Consider the following 23,116-nt stretch of genomic DNA (forward strand, 5'->3'; position numbering starts at 1 on the left):
CCTGCTGCGGCCGACCGTCCGACTCCGGTCGTGCCGAAGGTCGGCTCCTGCCGGTGACCCGCTGCCGACGACAGCTTCTGCGCCGCGGTCCGGCGCCTTTGCATGCACAGCAACATGACACTTCCCGATACCCGGTACCGCCTGCGATCGGCAGCCCGCTGGCTGGTCGTTGCCGTCATGGCCACTGCCGGGGCCTTGCCCGCGGTGCGGGCCGCCGACGCCACGACCACCCACCGCATCGTCGTCGGCTATGCGTCCGACGACAGCACGCTGCGCACGACGGCGGCGTCCGATGCGCGCCGCTCCCGCCTGTCGGCGCTCGTCGCCGCGGCCCGGCCCGACGGCTCGCTGCGCCTGCAGAGCGCCGAAGCGCGCCGTGGCGGCGCCTGGCTGCTGCGCCTGGACCGCGAAGTCTCGCTGGCCGAGGCGCGCCGCATCGCCGCGTCGATGCGCGGCGCCGAGAAGTCGATCCGCTACGCCGAGCCCGACCTCCGCGTGCGGCGTCTGGACTACGACGACCCGTACTTCTCCACCCAGTGGAACATCGGCGCGGGCGGCGTCCCCGCGGCCGGTGCGGCCGACTTCGTCAGCGCCTGGGCGCACGTGGCCCCGCCGGCGGTCAAGCCGGTAGTGGCGGTCATCGACACCGGCTACCTGCCGCATGCCGACATGGGCGCCGACTACCTGAAGGGGCCGAGCTTCATCACCGACCCGACCGTCGCCGGCAACGGCGTGGCGCGTGGCGGTGACGGCACCGACCCGGGCGACTACTGCGACGACACCAGCGACCCCTCAAGCTGGCACGGCCTGAAGGTCGCCAGCCTCATCGCCGCCCAAGGCGGCAACGGTGCCGGCATCGTCGGCGCCGCAAGCGGCTATGCCCGGGTGCTGAGCGTCCGGGCCCTGGGCCGCTGCGGCGGCTGGCTCAGCGACGCCTCCGACGCGATCGCCTGGAGTGCCGGCGCGTCGGTGCCCGGCATCGCGCCGAACGCCACGCCGGCCAAGGTGCTGAACCTGAGCCTGGGCGGCGACGCCGGCGTCGCCTGCCCGGTCTACATGCAGGAGGCCGTGAACACCGCGCGCTCGCTGGGCGCGCTGGTGGTCGCCGCGGCCGGCAACGACGGGCTGCCGACGATCGGCAGCCCGGCCAACTGCGACGGTGTGCTGGCGGTCGGGGCGCACACCCGATCCGGCGACCTGGCCGACTACTCCAACTATTCCAGCCGCGTCACGCTGACGGCGCCGGGTGGCGGCGACTGCCTGCGCCAGGGAGGCAGCTGCCAGTCCGACCTGACGGTCTCGCTGGGCAACAGCGGCCTGAGGGAGCCGGGCGTGGACCTCGACCACGCGCGCTTCAACGGCACCTCGGCGGCCACGCCGCACGTCGCCGCCGCGGCCGCGCTGCTGTGGGCGGCCAAGCCGACCCTGACCGCGTCCCAGGTCGAGTCGATGCTGCTGAGTTCGGCGAAGCCTTTTGTCAGCGACAGTTTCTGCGCCATCGCGTCCGGTTGCGGCGCCGGCATGCTCGACCCTGCGCAGGCGGTGCTGCTGGTCGACCAACCCATCCTCACGGTGGTCGCGCCGTCGGGGGCGCAGCGCGGCCAGTCCGTCGTGCGCTTCAGCGCCACGCTGGACCGCGTGATGGCCGGCACCGTCTGGACCTGGACCCAGGTGTCGGGCGCGACCGTCAGCGCGACCCAGCTGGACGCCCCCGACGGCGGCAGCAGCGAGCTCAGCTTCACCGTGCCGGCCGTGCGCAGCGGCCCCATCCGCTTCAACGTGACCGCGGTGCTGCCCGACTCGAGCCAGGTCACGGGCACCGGCGTCACCTATGTCAACAACGCCCCGACCCTGGACTCGCCGGGCCGCCTGACGACGCGGCTGGAGGCGGTGTCGCACCAGCTCGGCGGCGCGGCCGACGTCGACGCCGACACGCTGACCTTCGTGCTGGACAGCGCCCCCGAGGGCGTCAAGCTCAGCAGCAGCGGCCTGCTGACCTGGGGGTCGGCGCAGGTCGGCACCTTCGACGTCGTCTACCACGTCACCGACGGCGAGCTCGACAGTCCGTCGCGCTCGCTGGAGATCGTGGTCACGGCACGCGGCGGCACCGGCGGCTCCGGTGGCGGCGGCGCCTTCGGCTTCGCTTCGCTGCTGCTGCTGGCCCTCGCGAGCTGGGCGCTGCGCCGCACGCGGGCGTGAGCGCCGGGCGGGCCGCGCCGGCGGCCGGCGCCTTGGTGGCGCTGGCCCTGCTGAACGTGGCCGCCTGGGGGTCTCCGGCGCTGCTGGAAGCGCTGCGCTGGACACCCGCGGCCGCGGGCCAGCCCTGGCGCTACCTGAGCGCCCACCTCGTGCACCTGACCCCGTTGCACTGGGCCGGCAACATGGCCGGGCTGGCCGTCGTGGCGGTGTTCCTGCGTTCGGTCTTCGGGCCGCACCTGCCGTCCTGGCGCTGGGCGCTCGGCGGTGCGCTGGCGCTCGGCGTGTCGCTGCATGCGACGTCGCTCGGCAGTTATGCCGGCCTCAGCGCCTGGCTGCATGGCGCGGTGGCGTTTGCCGCCATCGGGCTGCTGGCCGGCGCCGCCGGCCGCCGCCGCCTCGTCGGCGCGGCGGTGCTCGCCGGGCTCCTGGTCAAGTGCCTGCTCGAGCGCCCGTGGGTGCCGGTGGCCGACGACGCGTTCTACGACATGCCGGTGGCCGTCGTCGCGCACGCGCTGGGCTGCGCGCTCGGCATCGCTGGCGGGCTCGTCTACCGGCTGCGGCGCGGCGCCGGCACGCCGGCCGCGACGGACGCCGGCGGCTGACGCTCCTCGCCGGCCCGGCGGCGGTCAGCCCTTGGGCGGCCGCACGAAGGACAGCGGGTCCTGCAGCAGCCGGCGGCGGATCGCCGCGGTGATGCGCTGGCGCTCGCGCACCTGGATGCCGCGCGAGCGCAGCGCCACCTTGAACGCGAGCCAGAAGCTCACCGTCAGGTTCAGCACGCCGGTCAGCAGGATGCCGGCCACGCACCACCAGAACGCCGGCTGGCGCAGCACGTCCAGGCCCAGCGCGCCGGCCGCCGCGGCGAGCTGGCCGGTGGACAGCGTCACGTGGCGCACTTCCAGCGGCAGCGCGAAGAACGAGGCCAGCGCCGGCACCAGCCCGAGCATCATGCCCAGCGAGACGTTGGCCACCAGGCCCGAGATGTTGGCGCGCCACCAGGCCGCCCAGCGCTGCGCGCGCGGCGCACCGAGCCGGGCGACGAAACGCGGGTTCCAGGCGATCGCGCTGTCGAGCCGGTGGTAGACGAACCAGTTCTCGGCCCAGCCGGCGATCAGCGAGCTGGCGAACAGCAGCACGCCGGTGAACGCCGCGAACAGCAGCGTCGGCCCGAGCAGCGTCAGCGAGTGCAGCACGTAGCCGGCCTGCTGCTCGCCGACCAGCGGCACGCCGAACAGCCCTTCCCAGGCGAGCTGGATGGCCAGCGCCAGCGGCCCGCACACCGCGAGGTTGCCGATGATGCCGGCGGCCTGCGAGCGGATCAGCTGCGCGACGCGGTCGACGAAGGCCTCGACCTCGGCGTCGCCGGTGCCGGCGGCCAGCGTCTCGGCCATCGCCGGTGCCGTCATCGCCGGCTGCTTGGTCGCCACCGTCCAGTGCAGCAGCATGATGACGACGAAGCTGGCGGCGTAGTTCACGCCTGACCAGAAGCCCGACCAGAAGGCCGCCAGCCCGAGCGCCGCGATGGCGAACTTCAGGTAGGTGGTGCCGGCGATGACGGCCCCGCCGCCGGCGGCCATGCGCAGCATCTCGCGCCACTCGCCGCGGTCGCGCGTGATGTAGTGCGAGCCGGTCTCGGCGCTGCGTTCGGCCACCTGGCGCGCCAGCAGCGAGTAGTGGCGGGCCAGCAGCCGGCGCAGGCCGCGCTCGTCGTCGGCCACGCGCAGCAGGTGCAGCACCAGCGCACGCAGCGCCGGCATCGGCTGCGGCGCGAGCACGCAGTCCAGCAGCATGCCGATGCGGCGCGTGCGCCGGCGCATCTGGTCGAGCTCGTAGACGATGTCCACCGAGACGCCGTATTCCTCCAGGTGCCCGGTGACGCTGGCCGCGGCGCGGCGGCAGGCGTCGAGCAGGCCGCGCAGCACGTTGGCCTCGCGCAGCGCGTCGGCCTGGCGGCCCTCGGCCAGCGCCTCGCGCAGCGCATCGGCCGAGCGTGTGAGCTGGCGGAACGGCTCGGTGGCCAGCGCCTGGCGGTCCATGCGCCGGCGCAGCGGCGACAGGTAACCGCTGGAGTGCACGGCGCTGACGAGGATCGTGATCGCGTCGAGCATCGCCGTGCGCCAGCCGCTGGCGCCGTCGGGGTCGACCAGGGTCGCGATGCGCTCCAGCGTCGCGTCGTCCAGGCGCTCGATCCAGCGCGCGTCGGACGGGCGGAACAGCAGCTGGAAGAGCTCGGCCAGATCGGGCGTGTCCGGCGTCTGCGGCAGCCACTGCACGCGCAGACGGCGGCCGACCTCGCCGAACAGCGAGTGGCGCGCGCCGAAGCCGAACTCGGCGAACAGCGCCGCCTTGTCGACCTCGCGCCAGAAGCCGGCCAGCATGCCCTGCAGCCGGGCGCGGAACTCGGGCTGGCCTTCGGCGGCCTTGAGCAGCAGGCCCAGGCGCGCCATCTGCGGCGCGACGTCGGCGCCGGGCCGCGCGCGGCGCGCGGCCGGGGCGTGGCGCAGCCACTCGAGCAGGCGCACCAGCCAGAGGTGGCGTTCGGCCAGGCCGGCCGACGGGTCGGCGGCGTTGACGAGGGCGCTGAGATCCCAGGTCGGCTGCGTCATCGGCGCGGGCGGCCGCTCAGTGCAGCTGGCTCGGCGACACGAGCGAGAACTCGGCCACCGGCGCGTCGAACGCGTGCGCGTCCTCGGTCATGCAGAAGAAGGTGCCGCTCATGCGGCCGACCGGCGTGGCGATCATCGTCCAGCTGGTGTACTCGAAGCTCTGGCCCGGGGCGATGACCGGCTGCTGGCCGACGACGGCCAGGCCGCGCACCTCCTCGACCTGGCCCTGGGCGTCGGTGACGATCCAGTGGCGCGCGACGAGCTGCGCCGCGATGTCGCCAGTGTTGCGCACGGTCACCGTGTAGGCGAACGCGAACGGGCCGTCCGGCGGGTCCGAACGGTCCGCCAGATACTGCACGCGCACGCTGCAATCGAACCGGGGCTGGGCCATCGGGGCATTGTAGGCAGGCCCCTAGAATTTCCGGATGACCACGTACCGCATCGCTCCTTCGCTCCTGTCGGCCGATTTCGCCCGCCTGGGCGAGGAGGTCCGCAACGTCGTCGCCGCTGGCGCCGACTGGATCCACTTCGACGTGATGGACAACCATTACGTCCCGAACCTGACCTTCGGCCCGATGGTCTGCCAGGCGCTGCGCAAGCACACCGAGGCGCCGATCGACGTGCACCTGATGGTGCAGCCGGTGGACGTGCTGGCCACGGCCTTCGCCAAGGCCGGCGCGGACCTGGTGAGCTTCCACCCCGACGCCAGCACGCACGTCGACCGCACGCTGCAGCTGATCAAGGCCGAGGGCTGCCAGGCCGGCCTCGTGTTCAACCCCGCCGAGCCGCTGGACGTGCTGGAGTGGGTGATCGACAAGATCGACCTGGTGCTGATCATGAGCGTCAACCCGGGCTTCGGCGGGCAGAGCTTCATCGACAGCGCGCTGAGGAAAATCGAGAAGGCGCGCCGGATCATCGACGCCTCGGGCCGCGACATCCGGCTGGAAGTCGATGGCGGCATCAAGGTCGACAACATCCGGCGCGTGGCCGATGCCGGCGCCGACACCTTCGTCGCCGGCAGCGCGATCTTCAGCCAGCCGGACTACGCGGCGGTCATCGCGGCGATGCGGTCGGAGCTGGCGCGCTGAGGTTCTTCTCGCGCGCCGCTGCTGCTGCTGGCTCAGTGGCGCGGATTTGATGGTGGGGAGTTCGCGGTACGCCCGCGTCGGCGCGAGAGCCGGCCGCCGGGGCGTATCCCTGCGTTCATGTCCCCCGGGCGGGCTGCGCCCGCCCTCCTCCTAATACTTCACTCCGGGACACGCCCCGACGTCCGGCTCGGAGGCGGGGAGGGGTGCTGGCAGCGCTTGCCTCCTGAGTGGAGCGCCTGCCTCAAATCAGGGCCAGTGCCGACTTGCCGTCTGCGACGACGTCGGTCGCGTGTCTTTGATCCAGCGTTGCGAGCTTTGACCTGTCAAAGCTTCTCGTCGCGGAGTTGGTTCACCAGTTCGAGGGTCACCGGCACCGCAGCTTGGCGGCTGGGCAGCAGCGGAATCCCGTTGCGCTCGCTGCGGCCGCCGCCCTCGGTGCGTGCCAGGCCCTGTCTGGCAAGCGCCGAGATCACTTCGCCCACGCTCTTCTGCTCGCGTTCGGCAAGGTGCTTGGCGGCTGCCAGGATGTCATCGTCGATGGCGAGCGTGGTCCGCATGGCGTGCTCCGGGACAGCATCGTACGTCGAGCATCCCGGGGGCGTTTTCTGCGCCGGGGCAATCGCTTCGCAATCAATGCTCAACGTGTTGGGTAGAAGGCAGCGCTCCGCCTTCGGCAATCCGCGTGAAGGAGGTTGCAAGGTACTTCTGCCATTGAGGTTTGCAGTATTCCTCCGGTTTGCCAGTTAGCTTGCTTTTTCGCTTTCCGTTAAACCATATGGAGCGGAGCCCAATATTTTTTCCTGTCTTGTTGCGCACCGCTTCGCGGTCAAATTCTTCTGATGTCATCACCCATGTTTGATCAAGGCGCTCGGAGTAGAAGATGAACCAATATCCAGGCCTGATCTCCGCGTGGGGGATGGCGGAGAACAGTGCTGCGTCACCCTCCTTTGCGGTGGCGGATCGTGCCTTGATCTGTACTTGAGCAATCGTTCCATCCTTGCGCTTTACGAGTGCGTCAACTGCATGGTCGTCAACTATTGGGACATAGACATCCATGCCTTCTTTGAGCATGCGGCCGACAATCCAGTGCTCGATGCGCTTTCCGAAGCCGGCGCTGTGGCGGAAAGTGGTGTTGGCCATATTCTGATCCCTTCGCTGTTGGGTAAGTTGGGGCTCATGACAGTAGCGACTCAGCGGCCTCTCTGATCTTGTGCCAGTTTGCTAGTCCACCGATGTGCTCATACTCAAATGGCCTTCCATTCAGCGTCTTCAGGTCTACACATAGGACTTCGGAATCGATTGTTAAGTGGATGTTGCGTGCGTAGTCATTGCCGCGTGCTTCCCAAACAGGTAAAGCCGGATTGTGTGCGAATGCGCATCTGATCATGTATATCAGCGCATGTAGTTCGTCCGCTGGATCTCGGGATGTAGGTTTGCGCTTCTTGGAAGCGGCGCAAAATGCGGCTTCGAGAACCATGGCGGAGACGCCAAACGCAATGCCGACCATCGCTCGCGCTGGCAGAATAATGGCTTCTTGGCTTGAAAAGCTGCCGGGTCTAAAGCCAATATTCTCGCGAGGAAGAAGTAGGGTTATGTCGCTGTCGAACTCTTTTAGGTTGAGATGACCCTGTTCGCAATAGAGCATCATGCGCACTGCGAACTCGAGGTGTCTGAAGGCTAAATCAATATCTGCGAGGGCCTCTGTTAATGTGTTCATGGTGGCCGTGCATCTGTCAGATCTCGTTGTCCATAAGTTTTCCGCCCTTCTCGATTGCCATTCCTAGTTCGCTGAGGACGGGGGCCAAGATGAGTTCAAATATGCTCCTTGCAACCGCAAATGCTTCCTCTGCTTCTGCTGTTGTTGCTTCGGCTCCGCGGTGGATAATGGCGTTTCTTCGTTCGTGCAGGGCGGCGGCCTCTTCAAGCAGTGGTTTGGCGGATCCTTCTCGTCTAAGGGTTTTTATTTCTGTCCCTAGTAGGCTGCGATATAGCCAGGCCAGCAATTTCTCATAGCGTCTGTAGCCTGTTTGCGAAAGTGAGGCATCTACGACCAACTCGGCGAGCGTCTCGCTATGTACAAGGCCTGCAACGACTGGGCGAAGCAGGCAGGCTTTTAGAAATAGTTCAATTGCCGACGCAGAGAATACAAGTGACGCCTCAGGTTGAGATGCTGCAAGCATGGCCTCCGCGCGCTTGTACATCCTTGCTGCGGGAATCAGAACGTCCTTCTTGTTGACGTAATACGAACGTAGGCGGGTGTAGGTGAACTCGATGATCGCCTGAGCCTTATGCTCTGGATAGAGTTCCTCGGACATGTCGGCATATGCGTCATCCCACGCAGCATCCAAAGGATCATACGGCATGATTTGCGACGTCTAAGTGCTAGCTAAAGGTCAACTGAGTTGCCGGCGCGGGTGCCCCGTGGGGTGGTTTGGTTGGTTGGAGGCTACTGGCCTGGGAGGAAGAGTGTTTCTCTTGCGGCATCGAGGAGTTCCCCATGGATGCGCAGGATTGATGAGACCTCCTGTGGTCCGTGCCAACCATTTGTCGCTAAAGCGAGGGTATTGATCAGCGCATTTACCTTCGCATGGGCGGGTAATTTTGGGTTGAGCATCAACTGTGCCTTAAGTACGAGAGAAGTAATCTGACCCTTTTGTGGTGGTGTCTGAGCCTCTGGGTCGGTTATTGCTAGTAGCTCTGAAATCGTCGCGCGAAAATCGGCTTGCCATTTAGAATACTGTTGCAGTCGAAACTCATTGCCTAATTGACGGAGAAGTCTCTCGGTCTCTGCGCGGATGGTTGAGCGTGCAACGAGCCACTGAATAGTTGCGCCGGCCAGCGCTCCGCCAAAACCAATCAGTGCTGAAAGAACCTCGGTAGGCATTGGTGCTCCGTGAGCTGGCTTCTTGTGTGTGGTGCTCGACGCTCGGCTTAAGCCCGTCGTCGCTTCATCGCTGCCGGCAATGTCGCATTGCTATTTGTTGACCCGGATTTCTAATCGGGGGCTTGCCCAAGCCTCAGGCATAAGTAAGCAAGCGACTACGTGATCGGCTGCAGACGATTCTGAGCCTGCTCACCGGAGGCTCCAAGACTGCCACCCGCCTTCGAGTGGAGGGCGTGTATGGCGCACAACTGCCGCACCGCCTGCCTCGGACGTCGGGTGGCCGGTGGAGTGAAGTATTAGGAGGAGGCCCGGCGCAGCCGGGCCGGGGGACATGAACGGAACCGGCTACCCGGCGGCCGAGGCCCGCGCCGATGAGGGCGCGTCGGCTGTTACAACAAGCCCGGCCTAGAAGACGAAGGGTCGAGGCGAGAACCGCCTCAGCTTCACCCCCCCGCCGCCGCCCGCGCCAATTTGCGCCGCTGCATCCACGCCAGCGCCTCCCCGACGAACCCGCGGCGGAAGGCGACGACGCAGGCGACGAAGATCGCGCCGATGATCACCGTCACCCAGGAGCCGACACGGTCGGCCAGGAAGTTCTGCAGGCCGATGATCGTGAAGGCGCCGATCACCGGGCCGGCGAAGGTGCCCATGCCGCCCAGGAGCGTCATCAGCACCACCTCGCCCGACAGCGACCAGTGCGCGTCCGACAGCGTCGCGAAACCCAGCACCAGCGTCTTCAGCGCCCCGGCCAGCCCGGCGATCGCCGTGCTCAGCACGAAGGCCAGCAGCTTGTAGCGGTCGACCGCGTAGCCCAGCGACACGGCCCGCGGCTCGTTCTCGCGGATCGCCTTCAGCACCTGGCCGAACGGCGAGTGCACGATGCGGATGATCGCCAGGAACACCGCGACGAAGACCGCCAGCACGACGTAGTACATCACCCGGTCGTCGGCCAGCGGCAGCACGCCGAACAGCGTGCCGCGCGGCACGCCCTGCAGCCCGTCCTCGCCGCCGGTGAACGGCGCCTGCAGGAAGACGAAGTAGACCATCTGCGCCAGCGCCAGCGTCACCATCGCGAAGTAGATGCCCTGGCGGCGGATGGCGATCAGCCCGACCACGAGGCCGACCGCCGCGGCGATCAGCGTGCCGGCGACGAGGCCCAGCTCGGGCGACCAGCCGGCGCTGCGCACCAGCCAGCCGGTGGAATAGGCCGCCGCGGCGAAGTAGGCCGCGTGGCCGAAGGACAGCAGCCCGGTGTAGCCCAGCAGCAGGTTGAAGGCGCAGGCGAAGATCGCGAAGCACAGCGCCTTCATCACGAAGATCGGGTAGATGCCCAGCCACGGCGCCAGCAGCAGCGCCAGCAGGCCCAGGGCCCAGCCGAAGCGGGCGAGACGGTCGCGGTCCATCACTTCTCCTTCCCGAACAGCCCGGCCGGCCGCAGCATCAGCACGATCGCCATGATCACGAAGACGACGATGTTCGAGGCCTCGGGGTAGAAGACCTTGGTCAGGCCCTCGACGATGCCCAGCACCAGCCCCGTGAGGATGGAGCCGAGGATCGAGCCCATGCCGCCGATCACCACCACCGCGAAGACGACGATGATCAGGTTGGCGCCCATCAGCGGCGTGATCTGGATGACCGGCGCGGCCAGCACGCCGGCCAGCGCCGCCAGCCCGGCGCCGGCGGCGTAGGTCAGCGCCACCATCGCCGGCACGTTGACGCCGAAGGCCTGCACCAGCGACGGGTTCTCGGTGCCGGCGCGCAGGTACGAGCCCAGCCGCGTGCGCTCGATGACGAACCAGGTGCCGAAACACACCGTCAGCGACGCGACGATGACCCAGGCGCGGTAGTTCGGCAGGATCATGAAGCCCAGGTCGGTGGCGCCCTGCAGCGCCTCGGGCACCGGGTAGCTCTGGCCCGACACGCCGTACTGGTCGCGCAGCACGCCTTCGGCGATCAGCGCCAGGCCGAAGGTCAGCAGCAGGCCGTAGATCGGGTCGACCTTGTACAGGCGCTTGAGCAGCGAACGTTCGATGACGATGCCCAAAGCGCCCACCACCAGCGGCGCCAGCACCAGCGCCGCCCAGTAGTTCAGGCCGAACTTCTCCAGCGACAGCCAGGCCACGTACGCGCCCAGCATGTACAGCGCGCCGTGGGCGAAGTTGACGATCCCCAGCAGCCCGAAGATCACCGCCAGCCCCAGGCTGAGCATGGCGTAGAACGAGCCGTTCACCAGGCCGAGCATCAGCTGGCCCAGGAAGGCCTGCAGCGGGATGCCGAGGATTTCCATCGCGTCAGGCCGCCGTCACTTCCAGAGGGGGCACTTCGATTCGGCCTTCGTGGTCCAGGCCTCCTCGCCCTTGAAGGTCTGCACGACGTTGTAGTAGTCCCAGGGCTCGACCGACTTGTCCGGTGCCTTCACCTGCATCAGGTACATGTCGTGCACCATGCGGCCGTCGCCGCGGATGAAGCCGTCCTTGGCGAAGATGTCGTTGACCCGGGTCTTGCGCATCTGCGCCAGCACCTTGTCGGCGTCGTCGGTGCCGGTGGCCTTGACGGCGGCGAGGTACTGCGTCGCGGCCGAGTAGTCGCCGGCCTGCAGCGACGACGGCATGCGCTTCATCTTCTCGAAGAACCGCCGGCCCCAGGCGCGCGTCTCGGCGTCGCGGTTCCAGTACCAGCTGTCGGTCAGGTACATGCCCTGCGTCGTCTTCAGGCCCAGCGAGTGGATGTCATTGATGAAGACCAGTAGGCCGGCCAGCTTCATCGACTTGGTGATGCCGAACTCGTTGGCCGCCTTGATGGCGTTGATCGTGTCGCCGCCGGCGTTGGCCAGCCCGAGGATCTGCGCCTTGCTGGCCTGGGCCTGCAGCAGGAAGGACGAGAAGTCGGTGGCCGACAGCGGGTGCTTGACCGCGCCGACGACGTTGCCGCCGGCGGCCTTGACCACCGCCGAGGTGTCGTTCTGCAGCTGCGCGCCGAACGCGTAGTCGGCGGTCAGGAAGTACCAGCTCTTGCCGCCGGCCTTGACCACCGCGTTGCCGGTGCCCTTGGCCAGCGCCACGGTGTCGTAGGCCCAGTGCACGGTGTAGGCGTTGCACTGGTCGTTGGTCAGCGCCGAGGTCGCGGCGCCGACGGCGATGAAGGGCTTCTTCTTCTCGGCCGCCACCTTGGCCATCGCCAGGCTGGTGCCCGAGTTGGTGCCGCCGATCAGCAGGTCCAGGCCCTGGGTGTCGAACCACTCGCGCGCCTTGGCGGCGGCGACGTCGGCCTTGTTCTGATGGTCGGCGAACACGACCTCGATCTTCTTGCCGGCGATGCTGCCGCCGGCGTCGGCGATGGCCATGCGGATGGCCTCGACGCCGCCGGCGCCGTCGATGTCGGAGTACAGCCCCGACATGTCGGTGATCAGGCCGATGCGGATCACGTCGCCCGAGATCTGGGCGTGGGCGCTGGTGCCGACAGCGGCCCCCAGCAGCAGCGAGCAGGCGGTGGCGATCTTGCCGAGTTTCATGCTTGTCTCCGTCGTGGTTGTGGGGCGGCCGCGGCCGCGTTCAGACACCCAGGATCTCGTGCAGGCGCTCGCGGCGCGCCGGCAGCTCGGCCTGGGTGAACTCCTGCGTCACCTGGCCGTGTTCCATCACCAGAAAGCGGTCGGCCAGCGGCGCCGCGAAACGGAAGTTCTGCTCGACCATCACGATCGTGTAGCCCTGCTTGCGCAGCGTGACGACCATCTCGGCGAGCTTGTGCACGATGACCGGGGCCAGGCCCTCGCTGATCTCGTCGAGCAGCAGCAGCCGCGCGCCGGTGCGCAGGATGCGCGCCACGGCCAGCATCTGCTGCTCGCCGCCCGACAGCCGCGTGCCCTGGCTGGACGCACGTTCGCGCAGGTTGGGGAACATCGCGTAGATCTGCTCGACCGACATGCCGCCGGTGGCCAGCGTCGGCGGCAGCAGCAGGTTCTCCTCGGCCGACAGGCTGGAGAAGATGCCGCGCTCCTCGGGGCAGTAGCCGATGCCCAGGCGCGCGACGCGGTGCGTCGCCAGGGCGATGGCCTCGGTGCCGCGCACCTTGACCGAGCCGCGGCGCGCGCCGGTCAGCCCCATGATCGCGCGCAGCGTGCTGGTGCGCCCGGCGCCGTTGCGGCCCAGCAGCGTGACGACCTCGCCTTCGTCGACGTGGAAGTTCACGCCGTGCAGCACGTGCGACTCGCCGTACCAGGCGTGCAGGTCGCGCACCTCGAGGAAGCGGCTCATCCGTGCGCCCCCACCAGCTCGGCGTCGGCGCTGCCCATGTAGGCCTCGACGACCGCCGGGTTTCGCGAGACCTCGGCATACGGCCCTTCGGCCAGCGTCGCGCCGCGTTGCAGCACCGTGATCGTGTCGGCGATGCTGGAGACGACGCTCATGTTGTGCTCGACCATCAGGATCGTGCGATCGGCCGACACCTGCTTGATCAGCTGGCGCACGCGGTCGACGTCTTCCAGCCCCATGCCCTGGGTCGGTTCGTCCAGCAGCATCAGCTCGGGCTCCATCGCCAGCGTCGTCGCGATCTCCAGCGCACGCTTGCGGCCGTAGCTCAGCTCCACCGCCAGGTGGCCGGCGTACTCGCCCAGGTCGACGGCGCGCAGCAGCTCGCGCGCGCGGCCGTCCAGCGTGTGCAGCGAACGTTCGGGGCGCCAGAAATGGAACGAGGTGCCGAGTTTTCTCTGCAGCGCCACGCGCACGTTCTCCAGCACCGTGAGGTGCGGGAACACCGCCGAGATCTGGAACGAGCGGATGACGCCGCGGCGCGCGATGTGCGCCGGCGACTCGCCGGTGATGTCGTCGCCGTTGAACAGGATGCGGCCGCTGGTCGGGCGGATGAACTTCGTCAGCAGGTTGAAGCAGGTCGTCTTGCCGGCGCCGTTGGGCCCGATCAGCGCGTGGATGTGGCCGCGGCGCACACGCAGGTTGACCTTGTTGACCGCGACGAAGCCCTTGAACTCCTTCGTCAGGTCCTGTGTCTCGAGGATGTAGTCGGCGCTCATCGGAGGTCCTCGCGGGCGCCGAGTCGGCGCGAGAGCGTGCGGGCGGCTTCGGTCACGAGGCGCCGCTGGCGCTCGAGCCGGTCCGCGTCGAGCGTGGCCTGGTTCAGGCAGACGGCGATGCCGGCCAGCGGGCGGCCGGCGGCGTCGAGCACCGGCGCGGCGATCGAATAGACGCCGTCGCGCACGTGGCCGTCGTCGACGGCGTAGCCGCGTTCGCGGGTCTGGGCCAGGTCGGCGAGCAGGGCGTCGAGGTCGGCGGCGCCCGGCGGCACCAGCGCACGCACCTCGTCGGGCGGCAGCCAGGCCAGCATCGCCTTGCCGGTGCCGGCCACCCAGGCCGGCAGCCGCATGCCCAGGCTGAAGGCCAGGCCCAGCGGGCGCGCGCTGTTGCGCACGCCGACGTAGACGACGTCGGCGCCGTTGAGCACCGACAGGATCAGCGTCTCGTCGGGCGCCGGCGCCTCGCGCCACAAGGCGTCGAACTCGGCGGCGACGTGGGTGCTGGCGACGAAGGCCGCGGCCAGCGTCATCACGCCGGGGCCGATCTGCAGCGCGCCGTTGTCGACACGGCGCAGGTAGCCGCAGTCCAGCAGCGTGCCGCACAGGCCGTGCACGCTGCTGCGCGGCAGCTTCAGCGCCGCGGCCAGGCCGGCCATGCTCATCGGCCGGCGTTCGCGCGCCAGCAAGTCCAGCAGCGACACCGCACGCGCGACCGCCGGCACCCGGGCGGCAGGTCGGTCGGTGATCGGCAGGCTGGTCGTCATCGTTGTTCGATGGGCTGAACGGGGTTCAGGGCGCTGAACGGCCGGGCCAGTCTAGGCAGCGTCAAACCCCCATGCGCGGCGCTTGCGGGAAAGCGTGGATGGGGATGTCCCGTCCCTGTGAAAGCGGGGCGGGGCCGACCCGGAGCGCGCCGTGACGGCGCGCGTCAGAACTGCTCAGGCGGTGCGGTCGACACGCAGCGCGAGCACCACCGAGGTCGTCGTCTTCGTGACGCCGTCGATCTCGCCGATCTCGTCGAGCAGCACGTCCAGGCGCGCGGTGGAGTCGGTGCGGATCAGCGCCAGGTAGTCGAACTCGCCGCTGACCGAACACAGCTGGCGCAGCTCGGGCAGCGCCGCCAGCCGGCGCGTGACGTCGCGCGCCGACTTGGGCTCGGTCGTGATGCCGACCCAGGCCTGCACGCCGCGTTCGGCTTCGTCCAGGCCCAGCCGCACCGTGTAGCCGACGATGACGCCGCTGCGTTCCAGCCGTTCCAGCCGGGCGATGACGGTGGTGCGTGCCACACCCAGCTTGCGTGCGAGCTCGGCCGTGCTCTCGCGGGCGTTGGCCTGCAGCAGGGCGATCAGGTCACGGTCCATCTGGTCGCGGGGCATCGCTGCATTATGTCGATGCACGCCGACGTAACGTCGGTCACCGCGGGTATTTCGTCGTTCTCGGCCTATCTTGTGTCAAGACCGCTTCCTAGACTGCGCCGCATCGCCACCCACCGCCCGGAAGGACCCGAACGATGCGCGTGACCCTGCTCGGAGCCGGCCACATCGGCCAGACCATCGCCCGCCTGCTGGCCACCAGCGGCGACTACCAGCTGACCGTCGTCGACCGCCAGCCCGAGCCGCTGGCGCTGCTGGACGGCCTGCCGCTGGCCACCCGCGTCGCCGACACCGCCGACGACCGCGTGCTGCTGGCGCTGCTGCGCGGCCAGGACGCGGTGATCAACGCGCTGCCCTACTACCTGGCGACCCGTGTCGCGACGCAGGCGCGCGAAGCCGGCTGCCATTACTTCGACCTCACCGAGGACGTCGCCGCGACGCGGGCCATCAAGGCGCTGGCCGAAGGTGCGGGCACGGCCTTCATGCCGCAGTGCGGCCTGGCGCCGGGTTTCATCGGCATCGTCGCGCATCACCTGGCGCAGAGTTTCCAGGAGCTGCACGAGCTGAAGATGCGGGTCGGCGCGCTGCCGGCCTTCCCGACCAACGCGCTGAAATACAACCTCACCTGGAGCGTCGACGGCCTGATCAACGAGTACTGCCATCCCTGCGAGGCGATCCGCGACGGCCGGCCCACCGAGGTGCTGGCGCTCGAAGGCCTGGAGCACTTCTCGCTGGACGGCACCGAGTACGAGGCCTTCAACACCTCCGGCGGCCTGGGCACGCTGTGCGAGACCTGGGCCGGCCGCGTGCGCACGCTGGACTACAAGAGCGTGCGCTACCCTGGCCACCGCGCGCTGATGAAGCTGCTGCTGGAGGAACTGCTGCTCAAGCACGACCAGGGCACGCTGAAGGACATCCTGCGGCGTGCGATCCCGAGCACGATGCAGGACGTGGTGCTGGTCTTCGTCACCGCCAGCGGCCTGCGTGACGGCGCGCTGGTGCAGGAGGTCTTCGCCCGCAAGATCTTCGCCGAGCGCGCGCCGGCGCACCCGAGCTCGGCGATCCAGATCACGACCGCCGCCGGCATCTGCGCCGCGGTCGACCTGTTCCGCGAAGGCCGGCTGCCGCAGCGCGGCTTCGTGCGCCAGGAGCAGGTGCCGCTGCCGGACTTCCTGGCCAACCGTTTCGGCCGCGCGTACCAGCAGTCGCGCCAGGTCGAGAGCATCGGCTGACGGGGGCCGGTGCCGGCCGGCACGGCAGAATGCGGCCCCTTCGTCACACGGGGCCCGCATGGATCTCTCGCACTGGGGCGGCTTCGACGCCGCCATCGTCGACCTCGACGGCACGCTGGTCGACACCGTCGGCGACTTCGAACTCGCGCTCGGCGCTGCCTTGCGGGACCTGGGCTATGCGCCGGTGTCGCGGGCCTTCATCTCGCGCACCGTCGGCAAGGGCACCGAGCACCTGATCCGCCGCACGCTGGCCGAAGCCGGCGCACCCGAGGCGCTGTACGAGACGGCCAACGAGCGCTACCGCGAGCACTACCTGCGCATCAACGGCCAGGCGTCGACCGTCTATCCCGGTGCCGCCGAAGGCGTGGCGGCGCTGAAGGCGCGCGGCCTGAAGCTGGCCTGCGTGACGAACAAGCCGGCGGCCTTCGCGAAGCCGCTGCTCATTGCCAAGGGGTTGTCGGCTTCGTTCGACATCACCTACGGCGGCGACGCCTTCGAGCGCAAGAAGCCCGACCCGCTGCCGCTGCTGAAGGCCTGCGAGGCGCTGGGCACGACGCCGGCGCGCACGCTGATGATCGGCGACTCGCAGAACGACGCCCAGGCCGCGCGTGCCGCCGGCTGCCCGGTGGTGCTGGTGCGCTACGGCTACAACCACGGCGAGCCGGTCGAGGCCGCCGGGGCCGACGCGGTCGTCGACCGAATCGACGAGCTGCAGTCGCTACTGGCGTGAACCGGCGGGCCGCGGCTCGCGGCCCAGCAGCGCGTCCTTCAGTGCCGCGTCGGCGGGCCGCGGGCCCAGCCAGATGCTCAGCAGCGAGGTGAAGAACTCGGGCTCGCGGATCGGCTCGCCCGCGGCCTTGCCGTTGACGATCACCGTCGTGCCGACGCCGGGCACGTAGTCGACGCTGAAGTGGTCGCCGGCCAGCAGCTTCTTGCGCGCCGAGAAGATGTCGGCCATGCGCAGCGTGCCGGGGATCGACTGCACACAGTGCTGCCGCGGCGCGTTGTCCTCCATGCCGCGTGTGAACAGGCGGCCGAGCTCGTTGGCGTCGATGTCGCGCAGCATCACGACGTGGATGCGCTTGGGGCCGGGCATCGCCAGCGCGGCGTCGGCGTTGTCGGCGCGCTGCGGCAGGTACAGCCCGGCGGTGTAGACCTTGAAGACCAGCTTGTAGCGCACGCCGGCGCCGTTCAGCGCCAGGCTGCTGCCGCCGACGCTGGCCGCGGCGGGATACGCGACGCCCGCCGGCTCCGCAGCCGGTTGTCCGTGCGCGGCGTGGGACAGCAGCAGCGTGGCCGCCACGGAGGCCAGCAGGGCGCGGAGGTGCATGGCGTCGGAGGATGAAGCAGGTTGCAGGAAACACCAGTCTCGCATCGCGCAGGCCGCGCGGCGGTCGCGCCGGTTACACTCGGCGTGCTCATGTTCACGGCCCACGCATCCACCGAAGGTTCCCGCGACCGGGGGGCTTGGCCCTGGCGCCGCTCTCGCTAGCCTCGCCTGACCGCGCGTCAGGCCACGCCGCGAAGCGCTGACATCCCCGTCGGCGCCGCTTCCGCAAGACAGTGCAGTGCCCGAGCCACGACGCGCCGGGCGACTGCCGCGAGAGGGCCCAGAAGTGATCACTGAACTCGAATTCAAGAGCCTGGCCGAGCAGGGCTACAACCGCATCCCGCTCATCGCCGAGGCCTTCGCCGACCTCGAGACCCCGCTGTCGCTGTACCTGAAGCTGGCCGGTGGCCAGCGCAACAGCTTCCTGCTCGAATCCGTCGTCGGCGGCGAACGTTTCGGCCGCTATTCCTTCATCGGCCTGCCGGCGCACACGCTGCTGCGTTCGACCGGCTGGGTGACCGAGGTCGTCAGCGACGGCGCCGTCGTCGAGACCCACGACGGCAACCCGCTGGACTTCGTCGAGGCCTACCAGAAGCGCTTCAAGGTCGCGCTGCCGCCGGGGCTGCCGCGTTTCTGCGGCGGGCTGGCGGGTTACTTCGGCTACGACGCGGTGCGCTACATCGAGCCGCGCCTGGCCAAGACCGAGAAGCCGGGCGGCCTGGACACGCCCGACATCCTGCTGCTGCAGACCGAGGAGGTCGCGGTCATCGACAACCTGTCGGGCCGGCTCTACCTCATCGTCTGGGCCGACCCGGCGGCGCCCGAGGCCTATTTCCGCGGCAAGAAGCGCCTGGCCGAGCTGACCGACCGGCTGCGTTATTCGGTCACCGCGCCGCAGGTCAAGCGTGGCCCGAGCTACGCCGTCGAGCGCGAGACGCCGCGTGAGCAGCTGGAAGACGCGGTGCGCCGCTGCAAGGAGTACATCGCCGCCGGCGACTGCATGCAGGTCGTCATCGGCCAGCGGCTGAAGAAGCGCTACACCGAGAGCCCGCTGTCGCTGTACCGCGCGCTGCGCTCGCTGAACCCGTCGCCCTACATGTACTACTACGACATGGGCGACTTCCAGATCGTCGGCGCCAGCCCCGAGATCCTGGTGCGCCAGGAGACGACGCCCGAAGGCCGCAAGGTGACGATCCGCCCGCTGGCCGGCACGCGCCCGCGCGGCGCGACGCCCGAACGCGACGCGGCCCTGGCCGCCGAGCTGGCCGCCGACCCGAAGGAGCGCGCCGAGCACCTGATGCTGATCGACCTGGCGCGCAACGACATCGGCCGCATCGCGCAGACCGGCAGCGTCAAGGTCACCGAGGCCTTCGCGATCGAGCGCTACTCGCACGTGATGCACATCGTCAGCAACGTCGAGGGCCTGCTGAAGGACGGTGCGACGAGCCTGGACGTGTTCCGCGCCAGCTTCCCGGCCGGCACGCTGAGCGGCGCCCCCAAGATCCGGGCGATGGAGATCATCGACGAGCTGGAGCCCGTCAAGCGCGGCATCTACGGCGGCGCCTGCGGCTACCTCAGCTTCGCCGGCGACATGGACCTGGCGATCGCCATCCGCACCGGCATCGTCCAGCACAACACGCTGTACGTGCAGGCCGCGGCGGGTGTCGTCGCCGACTCGGTGCCCGAGCTGGAGTGGAAGGAGACCGAGGCCAAGGCCCGGGCGCTCATCCGCGCGGCGGAACTCGTGGAAGAGGGGTTCTGATCATGCTGCTGATGATCGACAACTACGACAGCTTCACCTTCAACCTGGTGCAGTACTTCGGCGAGCTCGGCGAGAACGTGCACGTGGTGCGCAACGACGAGATCGACGTCGCCGGCATCGCGGCGCTGAAGCCCGACCGTCTGGTGCTGTCGCCGGGGCCGTGTTCGCCGGCCGAGGCCGGCGTCTGCATCGAGGCCATCCGCCACTTCACCGGCAAGCTGCCGCTGCTGGGTGTCTGCCTGGGCCATCAGTCGATCGGCGCCGCGCTCGGCGGCAAGGTCATCCGCGCCAAGGTGCAGATGCACGGCAAGGCCAGCGAGATCACGACCGACGGCCGCGGCGTCTACGCCGGGCTGCCCGAGCGTTTCTCGGTCATCCGCTACCACTCGCTGGCGATCGAGCGCGAGACGCTGCCGGCCGAGCTGGAGGTCACGTCCTGGACCGAGGACGGCGAGATCATGGGCGTGCGCCATCGCGAGCTGGCCGGCGGCCCGGCGCCGCTGGAGGGCGTGCAGTTCCATCCCGAGTCCATCCTCAGCGAACACGGTCACGCGATGTTGAAGAACTTCCTGCAGATGGGCGCCGCGCGCTGAAGACGGAGCACGAGACATGCCGATCACGAACACCGAGGCGCTGACCCGCGTCATCGAGCACCGCGAGATCTTCCACGACGAGATGCTGGACCTGATGCGCCGCATCATGAGCGGCGAGATGTCGCCGGTGATGATCGCCGCGCTGGCCGTCGGGCTGCGCGTCAAGAAGGAGAGCATCGGCGAGATCGCTGCCGCCGCCCAGGTGATGCGCGAGTTCGCGACGCCGGTGCCGCTGGCCGACCGCCGCGGCCTCGTCGACATCGTCGGCACCGGCGGGGACGGCTCGCACACCTTCAACATCTCGACCGCGTCGACCTTCGTCGCCGCCGCGGCCGGCGCGCGTGTCGCCAAGCACGGCGGGCGCAGCGTGTCGTCCACCTCGGGCTCGGCCGACGTGATGGAGGCGCTGGGCGCGCACCTGAACCTGTCGCCCGAGCAGGTCGCCGCCTGCCTGGAGGAGACCGGCATCGGCTTCATGTTCGCGCCGAACCACCACGCGGCGATGAAACACGCCGCGCCGGTGCGCAAGGAACTGGGCGTGCGCACGATCTTCAACATCCTCGGCCCGCTGACCAACCCGGCCGGCGCGCCCAACCAGCTGCTCGGCGTCTTCCACCCCGACCTGGTCGGTATCCAGGTGCGGGTGCTGCAGCGGCTGGGCAGCGAGCACGCGCTGGTCGTCTACGGCACCTGCGGCATGGACGAGATCTCGCTGTCGGGCGAGACCATGGTCGGCGAACTGAAGGACGGCGAGGTGCGCGAGTACGTCGTGCATCCCAGCGACTTCGGCCTGCCGGTCTACGACGCGCGTGTGCTGCGTGTCGCCAACCGCGAGGAGTCGGTCGGCTGCATCCGCCGTGTGCTGGCCAACGAAGACGGCCCGCAGCGCGACATCGTGCTGCTGAACGCGGGTGCGGCGCTCTACTGCGCCGGTGTCGCCGGCACGATCGCCGACGGCGTGCGCCGGGCGCGCGAAGCTGTGGCCTCCGGTGCCGCGGCGGCCAAGCTGGCGCAGTACGTCGAGGTCAGCCAGCGCTACAAGGCCGCCTGACGATGGACGACATCCTCCAGCGCATCGTCGCCGTCAAGCACGAGGAGATCGCCGAAGCCCGCCGCGCGCGCAGCTTGCAGGACTGGCGTGCCGCGGCCGAGGCGGCTGATCCGGTGCGCGGCTTTGCCGCCGCGTTGCGCCGCCGCGTCGAGGCTGGCCGCGCTGCCGTCATCGCCGAGGTCAAGAAAGCCAGCCCGAGCAAGGGCGTGCTGCGCGACCCGTTCGTGCCGGCCGAGATCGCCGCGTCGTACGAGCGCCACGGCGCCGCCTGCCTGAGCGTGCTGACCGACCGCCGCTTCTTCCAGGGCGGCGTCGAGGCGCTGCAGGTCGCCCGCGCGGCCTGCGCACTGCCGGTGCTGCGCAAGGACTTCATCGTCGACGAGGTCCAGGTCTTCGAGGCGAGGGCGATGGGTGCCGACGCGATCCTGCTGATCGCCGCCTGCCTGGAAGACGGCCGCATGCGCGACCTCGAGGCCTGCGCGATGTCGCTCGGGCTGGACGTGCTCGTCGAGGTGCACGACGGCGCCGAGCTCGATCGCGCGCTGCGCCTGGCGACGCCGCTGGTCGGCATCAACAACCGCAACCTGCGCAGCTTCGAGGTCACGCTGGACACGACGCTGGGGCTGCTGCCGCGCGTGCCGGCCGACCGGTTGCTGGTCACCGAGTCCGGCATCCTGGGCCCCGACGACGTGCGCCGCATGCGCGCGGCCGGCGTCGGCGCCTTCCTCGTCGGCGAGGCTTTCATGCGTGCCGCCGATCCCGGCGCCGCGCTGGCGAGCCTGTTCGCATGATGGCCGACGAGCTGCCGGCGGCGTTCGCGACGCTGCCGCCGGCCTGGCGCGCCGTGCTGCCCGGCTGGACGCCGGCGGCCGAGGCGGCGGTCGTCGAGCGCGTGCGCGCCGTGTCGGGCGCGCGCGAGATCGGTCCGCCGGATCCGTTCCGGGCCCTTCGCCTCGTGTCGCCCGAGGCGGCGCGTGTCGTCATCCTCGGTCAGGACCCGTACCCGCGGCCGGGCCATGCGGACGGCATGGCGTTCTCGGCCGGCCATGGCAAACCCCACTCGTTGCGTCGGATATTCGACGTGCTGGCCAGCGACCGCCCGGCCTGGCAGCGACCGGCGGACTGGTGCCTGGACCCGTGGGCGGTGCAGGGCGTGCTGCTGCTGAACCCGGTGCTGACCGTCGAGATCGGCGCTGCCGGCAGCCACATGAATTGTGGTTGGCAGGTGCTCACATCCGAAATCATCTCGGTGCTGTGTCGCCGCGCGGAGCCGCCGGCCTTCCTGCTGTGGGGCAAGCCGGCGAACGCCTTCTTCGATGCCGCCTGCCCGCCCGGCTGCACGCCGCCGGTCTGGCGCACGCGCCACCCCTCGCACGACTTCAAACGCGAGTTCATGGCCGACGGCAGTCACTTCGCCGCCACGGCCGATCGTGTCGACTGGTGGGGAGGGGCTGGTATTTCCCGCTGACCGTGCTACACTAGTTGGCTCTCCGGAGGGGTGCCCGAGTGGCTAAAGGGGGCAGACTGTAAATCTGTTGGCTTACGCCTACGCTGGTTCGAATCCAGCCTCCTCCACCAGAGAGACACGCTTGACGGTTGTGCCCGCGGGAGTAGTTCAATGGCAGAACCTTAGCCTTCCAAGCTAATGACGCGGGTTCGATTCCCGTCTCCCGCTCCAGGAAGGTTTTCAGGGTTCGTCGAGTGTCCCGCGCCGTCGTTACGGGTCTGCCGGTCCATCTGGTTGGCAGTGCCGGTCGTCAGACCCGTAACGATTGCCCATGTGGCTCAGTGGTAGAGCACTCCCTTGGTAAGGGAGAGGTCGCGCGTTCGATCCGCGCCATGGGCACCACGACTTGCTAACAATCGACTCGACACGATTGAGTCTCTCAGCCAGGAGCACCTGACATGGCAAAGGGTAAGTTCGAACGCACGAAGCCGCACGTGAACGTGGGCACGATCGGGCACGTCGACC

General features: G+C 69.1%; 25 protein-coding genes, 3 tRNA genes and 1 pseudogene. 14 read left to right on the forward strand and 15 right to left on the reverse strand.

Translation table 11 applies throughout. From position 1 onward, the window contains the following. Positions 1-177: 177 nt before the first annotated feature. Both LOC65_RS09315 and rrtA read left to right on the forward strand, forming a co-directional pair. Positions 178-2,199 carry a S8 family serine peptidase gene (locus LOC65_RS09315; RefSeq protein WP_230247286.1) on the forward strand — a complete coding sequence of 674 codons (2,022 nt, stop codon included), beginning with the start codon at positions 178-180 and terminating at the stop codon, positions 2,197-2,199. Further along, positions 2,196-2,801 carry a rhombosortase gene (rrtA, locus tag LOC65_RS09320; RefSeq protein WP_230247287.1) on the forward strand — a complete coding sequence of 202 codons (606 nt, stop codon included), beginning with the start codon at positions 2,196-2,198 and terminating at the stop codon, positions 2,799-2,801. Before LOC65_RS09315 ends, rrtA begins: the two co-directional genes overlap by 4 nt. Before the next feature lie 24 nt (positions 2,802-2,825). Here rrtA and LOC65_RS09325 read toward each other — a convergent pair whose 3' ends face one another. Next, entirely contained in the window at positions 2,826-4,805 is a 1,980-nt protein-coding gene (locus LOC65_RS09325; RefSeq protein WP_230247288.1) for a site-specific recombinase, read from the reverse strand. Positions 4,806-4,821: 16 nt separating this feature from the next. Further along, the gene (gene apaG / locus LOC65_RS09330; RefSeq protein ID WP_230247289.1) at positions 4,822-5,196 is read right to left on the reverse strand and encodes a Co2+/Mg2+ efflux protein ApaG; all 375 of its coding nucleotides are present in this window, start codon (positions 5,194-5,196) and stop codon (positions 4,822-4,824) included. Between the two features lie 34 nt (positions 5,197-5,230). On the opposite strand from apaG, the gene rpe reads away from it, so the two are divergent. After that, on the forward strand, positions 5,231-5,893 hold the full coding sequence (gene rpe, locus LOC65_RS09335) for a ribulose-phosphate 3-epimerase (RefSeq protein ID WP_230247290.1): 663 nt from the start codon (positions 5,231-5,233) through the stop codon (positions 5,891-5,893). 323 nt (positions 5,894-6,216) lie between these two features. Here the strand turns inward: rpe and LOC65_RS09340 are convergent, their stop codons facing one another. From LOC65_RS09340 to LOC65_RS09395, 12 genes are all read right to left on the reverse strand, one after another. Further along, entirely contained in the window at positions 6,217-6,450 is a 234-nt protein-coding gene (locus LOC65_RS09340) for a ribbon-helix-helix protein, CopG family (protein WP_230247291.1), read from the reverse strand. Between the two features lie 73 nt (positions 6,451-6,523). Further along, positions 6,524-7,033, reverse strand: a complete 510-nt coding sequence (locus tag LOC65_RS09345; protein WP_230247292.1) for a hypothetical protein — start codon at positions 7,031-7,033, stop codon at positions 6,524-6,526. 34 nt (positions 7,034-7,067) lie between these two features. Continuing rightward, positions 7,068-7,610, reverse strand: a complete 543-nt coding sequence (locus LOC65_RS09350) for a hypothetical protein (RefSeq protein ID WP_230247293.1) — start codon at positions 7,608-7,610, stop codon at positions 7,068-7,070. A gap of 16 nt (positions 7,611-7,626) precedes the next feature. Next, complete coding sequence (locus LOC65_RS09355; RefSeq protein ID WP_230247294.1) at positions 7,627-8,208, reverse strand: hypothetical protein; 582 nt, start codon at positions 8,206-8,208, stop codon at positions 7,627-7,629. A 131-nt stretch (positions 8,209-8,339) separates the two neighbouring features. Further along, the gene (locus tag LOC65_RS09360; RefSeq protein ID WP_230247295.1) at positions 8,340-8,777 is read right to left on the reverse strand and encodes a hypothetical protein; all 438 of its coding nucleotides are present in this window, start codon (positions 8,775-8,777) and stop codon (positions 8,340-8,342) included. A 443-nt stretch (positions 8,778-9,220) separates the two neighbouring features. Then, positions 9,221-10,180 carry a branched-chain amino acid ABC transporter permease gene (locus tag LOC65_RS09365; protein ID WP_230247296.1) on the reverse strand — a complete coding sequence of 320 codons (960 nt, stop codon included), beginning with the start codon at positions 10,178-10,180 and terminating at the stop codon, positions 9,221-9,223. Continuing rightward, positions 10,180-11,064 (reverse strand): branched-chain amino acid ABC transporter permease, encoded by an 885-nt coding sequence (locus LOC65_RS09370; protein WP_230247297.1) that lies wholly within the window; start codon positions 11,062-11,064, stop codon positions 10,180-10,182. The genes LOC65_RS09365 and LOC65_RS09370 overlap by 1 nt, the downstream gene beginning before the upstream one ends. Before the next feature lie 15 nt (positions 11,065-11,079). Then, the gene (locus tag LOC65_RS09375; protein ID WP_230247298.1) at positions 11,080-12,288 is read right to left on the reverse strand and encodes an ABC transporter substrate-binding protein; all 1,209 of its coding nucleotides are present in this window, start codon (positions 12,286-12,288) and stop codon (positions 11,080-11,082) included. Positions 12,289-12,328: 40 nt separating this feature from the next. Then, entirely contained in the window at positions 12,329-13,030 is a 702-nt protein-coding gene (locus tag LOC65_RS09380; protein ID WP_230247299.1) for an ABC transporter ATP-binding protein, read from the reverse strand. Further along, positions 13,027-13,803 carry an ABC transporter ATP-binding protein gene (locus LOC65_RS09385; RefSeq protein WP_164962537.1) on the reverse strand — a complete coding sequence of 259 codons (777 nt, stop codon included), beginning with the start codon at positions 13,801-13,803 and terminating at the stop codon, positions 13,027-13,029. The genes LOC65_RS09380 and LOC65_RS09385 overlap by 4 nt, the downstream gene beginning before the upstream one ends. Further along, positions 13,800-14,567: an IclR family transcriptional regulator gene (locus tag LOC65_RS09390; protein WP_230247300.1), complete on the reverse strand. Its 768-nt coding sequence runs from the start codon at positions 14,565-14,567 to the stop codon at positions 13,800-13,802. Before LOC65_RS09390 ends, LOC65_RS09385 begins: the two co-directional genes overlap by 4 nt. A 174-nt stretch (positions 14,568-14,741) precedes the next feature. Continuing rightward, entirely contained in the window at positions 14,742-15,179 is a 438-nt protein-coding gene (locus tag LOC65_RS09395) for an Lrp/AsnC family transcriptional regulator (protein ID WP_009855857.1), read from the reverse strand. A gap of 134 nt (positions 15,180-15,313) precedes the next feature. On the opposite strand from LOC65_RS09395, the gene LOC65_RS09400 reads away from it, so the two are divergent. Both LOC65_RS09400 and gph read left to right on the forward strand, forming a co-directional pair. Beyond that, positions 15,314-16,408, forward strand: coding sequence for a saccharopine dehydrogenase family protein (locus LOC65_RS09400; RefSeq protein WP_009855856.1), 1,095 nt, complete (start codon positions 15,314-15,316; stop codon positions 16,406-16,408). A 58-nt stretch (positions 16,409-16,466) separates the two neighbouring features. Then, positions 16,467-17,138, forward strand: a complete 672-nt coding sequence (gene gph / locus LOC65_RS09405; protein WP_009855855.1) for a phosphoglycolate phosphatase — start codon at positions 16,467-16,469, stop codon at positions 17,136-17,138. Here gph and LOC65_RS09410 read toward each other — a convergent pair. Continuing rightward, the gene (locus LOC65_RS09410; RefSeq protein WP_230247301.1) at positions 17,127-17,738 is read right to left on the reverse strand and encodes a chalcone isomerase family protein; all 612 of its coding nucleotides are present in this window, start codon (positions 17,736-17,738) and stop codon (positions 17,127-17,129) included. The genes gph and LOC65_RS09410 overlap by 12 nt on opposite strands. A 286-nt stretch (positions 17,739-18,024) precedes the next feature. On the opposite strand from LOC65_RS09410, the gene trpE reads away from it, so the two are divergent. The 9 genes and pseudogenes from trpE to LOC65_RS09455 all read left to right on the forward strand — a co-directional run. Beyond that, positions 18,025-19,500, forward strand: coding sequence for an anthranilate synthase component I (trpE, locus tag LOC65_RS09415; RefSeq protein WP_230247302.1), 1,476 nt, complete (start codon positions 18,025-18,027; stop codon positions 19,498-19,500). A gap of 2 nt (positions 19,501-19,502) precedes the next feature. Next, on the forward strand, positions 19,503-20,093 hold the full coding sequence (locus LOC65_RS09420; protein ID WP_009855852.1) for an aminodeoxychorismate/anthranilate synthase component II: 591 nt from the start codon (positions 19,503-19,505) through the stop codon (positions 20,091-20,093). 16 nt (positions 20,094-20,109) lie between these two features. Next, entirely contained in the window at positions 20,110-21,144 is a 1,035-nt protein-coding gene (trpD, locus tag LOC65_RS09425; RefSeq protein ID WP_230247303.1) for an anthranilate phosphoribosyltransferase, read from the forward strand. A 2-nt stretch (positions 21,145-21,146) separates the two neighbouring features. Further along, positions 21,147-21,935: an indole-3-glycerol phosphate synthase TrpC gene (trpC, locus tag LOC65_RS09430; RefSeq protein WP_230247304.1), complete on the forward strand. Its 789-nt coding sequence runs from the start codon at positions 21,147-21,149 to the stop codon at positions 21,933-21,935. Further along, positions 21,932-22,612 carry a uracil-DNA glycosylase gene (locus tag LOC65_RS09435; RefSeq protein WP_164962542.1) on the forward strand — a complete coding sequence of 227 codons (681 nt, stop codon included), beginning with the start codon at positions 21,932-21,934 and terminating at the stop codon, positions 22,610-22,612. The genes trpC and LOC65_RS09435 overlap by 4 nt, the downstream gene beginning before the upstream one ends. Positions 22,613-22,636: 24 nt before the next feature. After that, positions 22,637-22,722 (forward strand) — tRNA-Tyr (locus tag LOC65_RS09440). A gap of 26 nt (positions 22,723-22,748) precedes the next feature. Continuing rightward, a tRNA-Gly gene (locus tag LOC65_RS09445) sits at positions 22,749-22,822 on the forward strand. Between the two features lie 96 nt (positions 22,823-22,918). Continuing rightward, positions 22,919-22,993: transfer RNA gene (locus tag LOC65_RS09450), tRNA-Thr, on the forward strand. Positions 22,994-23,049: 56 nt separating this feature from the next. Beyond that, positions 23,050-23,116 (forward strand): annotated as a pseudogene (locus LOC65_RS09455) (elongation factor Tu); the annotation flags it as partial.

The organism is Rubrivivax sp. JA1055, assembly GCF_020966565.1.
Lineage (GTDB): Bacteria > Pseudomonadota > Gammaproteobacteria > Burkholderiales > Burkholderiaceae_C > Rubrivivax > Rubrivivax benzoatilyticus.

What these genes read in the sequence shown, in the direction of transcription:
- LOC65_RS09315 (WP_230247286.1), top strand. Translation starts at nt 178, where the DNA reads ATGGCCACTGCCGGGGCCTTGCCCGCGGTGCGGGCCGCCGACGCCACG.
- LOC65_RS09325 (WP_230247288.1), bottom strand. Translation starts at nt 4,805, where the DNA reads ATGACGCAGCCGACCTGGGATCTCAGCGCCCTCGTCAACGCCGCCGAC.
- apaG (WP_230247289.1), bottom strand. Translation starts at nt 5,196, where the DNA reads ATGGCCCAGCCCCGGTTCGATTGCAGCGTGCGCGTGCAGTATCTGGCG.
- rpe (WP_230247290.1), top strand. Translation starts at nt 5,231, where the DNA reads ATGACCACGTACCGCATCGCTCCTTCGCTCCTGTCGGCCGATTTCGCC.
- LOC65_RS09340 (WP_230247291.1), bottom strand. Translation starts at nt 6,450, where the DNA reads ATGCGGACCACGCTCGCCATCGACGATGACATCCTGGCAGCCGCCAAG.
- LOC65_RS09345 (WP_230247292.1), bottom strand. Translation starts at nt 7,033, where the DNA reads ATGGCCAACACCACTTTCCGCCACAGCGCCGGCTTCGGAAAGCGCATC.
- LOC65_RS09350 (WP_230247293.1), bottom strand. Translation starts at nt 7,610, where the DNA reads ATGAACACATTAACAGAGGCCCTCGCAGATATTGATTTAGCCTTCAGA.
- LOC65_RS09355 (WP_230247294.1), bottom strand. Translation starts at nt 8,208, where the DNA reads ATGTCCGAGGAACTCTATCCAGAGCATAAGGCTCAGGCGATCATCGAG.
- LOC65_RS09360 (WP_230247295.1), bottom strand. Translation starts at nt 8,777, where the DNA reads ATGCCTACCGAGGTTCTTTCAGCACTGATTGGTTTTGGCGGAGCGCTG.
- LOC65_RS09365 (WP_230247296.1), bottom strand. Translation starts at nt 10,180, where the DNA reads ATGGACCGCGACCGTCTCGCCCGCTTCGGCTGGGCCCTGGGCCTGCTG.
- LOC65_RS09370 (WP_230247297.1), bottom strand. Translation starts at nt 11,064, where the DNA reads ATGGAAATCCTCGGCATCCCGCTGCAGGCCTTCCTGGGCCAGCTGATG.
- LOC65_RS09375 (WP_230247298.1), bottom strand. Translation starts at nt 12,288, where the DNA reads ATGAAACTCGGCAAGATCGCCACCGCCTGCTCGCTGCTGCTGGGGGCC.
- LOC65_RS09380 (WP_230247299.1), bottom strand. Translation starts at nt 13,030, where the DNA reads ATGAGCCGCTTCCTCGAGGTGCGCGACCTGCACGCCTGGTACGGCGAG.
- LOC65_RS09385 (WP_164962537.1), bottom strand. Translation starts at nt 13,803, where the DNA reads ATGAGCGCCGACTACATCCTCGAGACACAGGACCTGACGAAGGAGTTC.
- LOC65_RS09390 (WP_230247300.1), bottom strand. Translation starts at nt 14,567, where the DNA reads ATGACGACCAGCCTGCCGATCACCGACCGACCTGCCGCCCGGGTGCCG.
- LOC65_RS09395 (WP_009855857.1), bottom strand. Translation starts at nt 15,179, where the DNA reads ATGCCCCGCGACCAGATGGACCGTGACCTGATCGCCCTGCTGCAGGCC.
- LOC65_RS09400 (WP_009855856.1), top strand. Translation starts at nt 15,314, where the DNA reads ATGCGCGTGACCCTGCTCGGAGCCGGCCACATCGGCCAGACCATCGCC.
- gph (WP_009855855.1), top strand. Translation starts at nt 16,467, where the DNA reads ATGGATCTCTCGCACTGGGGCGGCTTCGACGCCGCCATCGTCGACCTC.
- LOC65_RS09410 (WP_230247301.1), bottom strand. Translation starts at nt 17,738, where the DNA reads ATGCACCTCCGCGCCCTGCTGGCCTCCGTGGCGGCCACGCTGCTGCTG.
- LOC65_RS09420 (WP_009855852.1), top strand. Translation starts at nt 19,503, where the DNA reads ATGCTGCTGATGATCGACAACTACGACAGCTTCACCTTCAACCTGGTG.
- trpD (WP_230247303.1), top strand. Translation starts at nt 20,110, where the DNA reads ATGCCGATCACGAACACCGAGGCGCTGACCCGCGTCATCGAGCACCGC.
- trpC (WP_230247304.1), top strand. Translation starts at nt 21,147, where the DNA reads ATGGACGACATCCTCCAGCGCATCGTCGCCGTCAAGCACGAGGAGATC.
- LOC65_RS09435 (WP_164962542.1), top strand. Translation starts at nt 21,932, where the DNA reads ATGATGGCCGACGAGCTGCCGGCGGCGTTCGCGACGCTGCCGCCGGCC.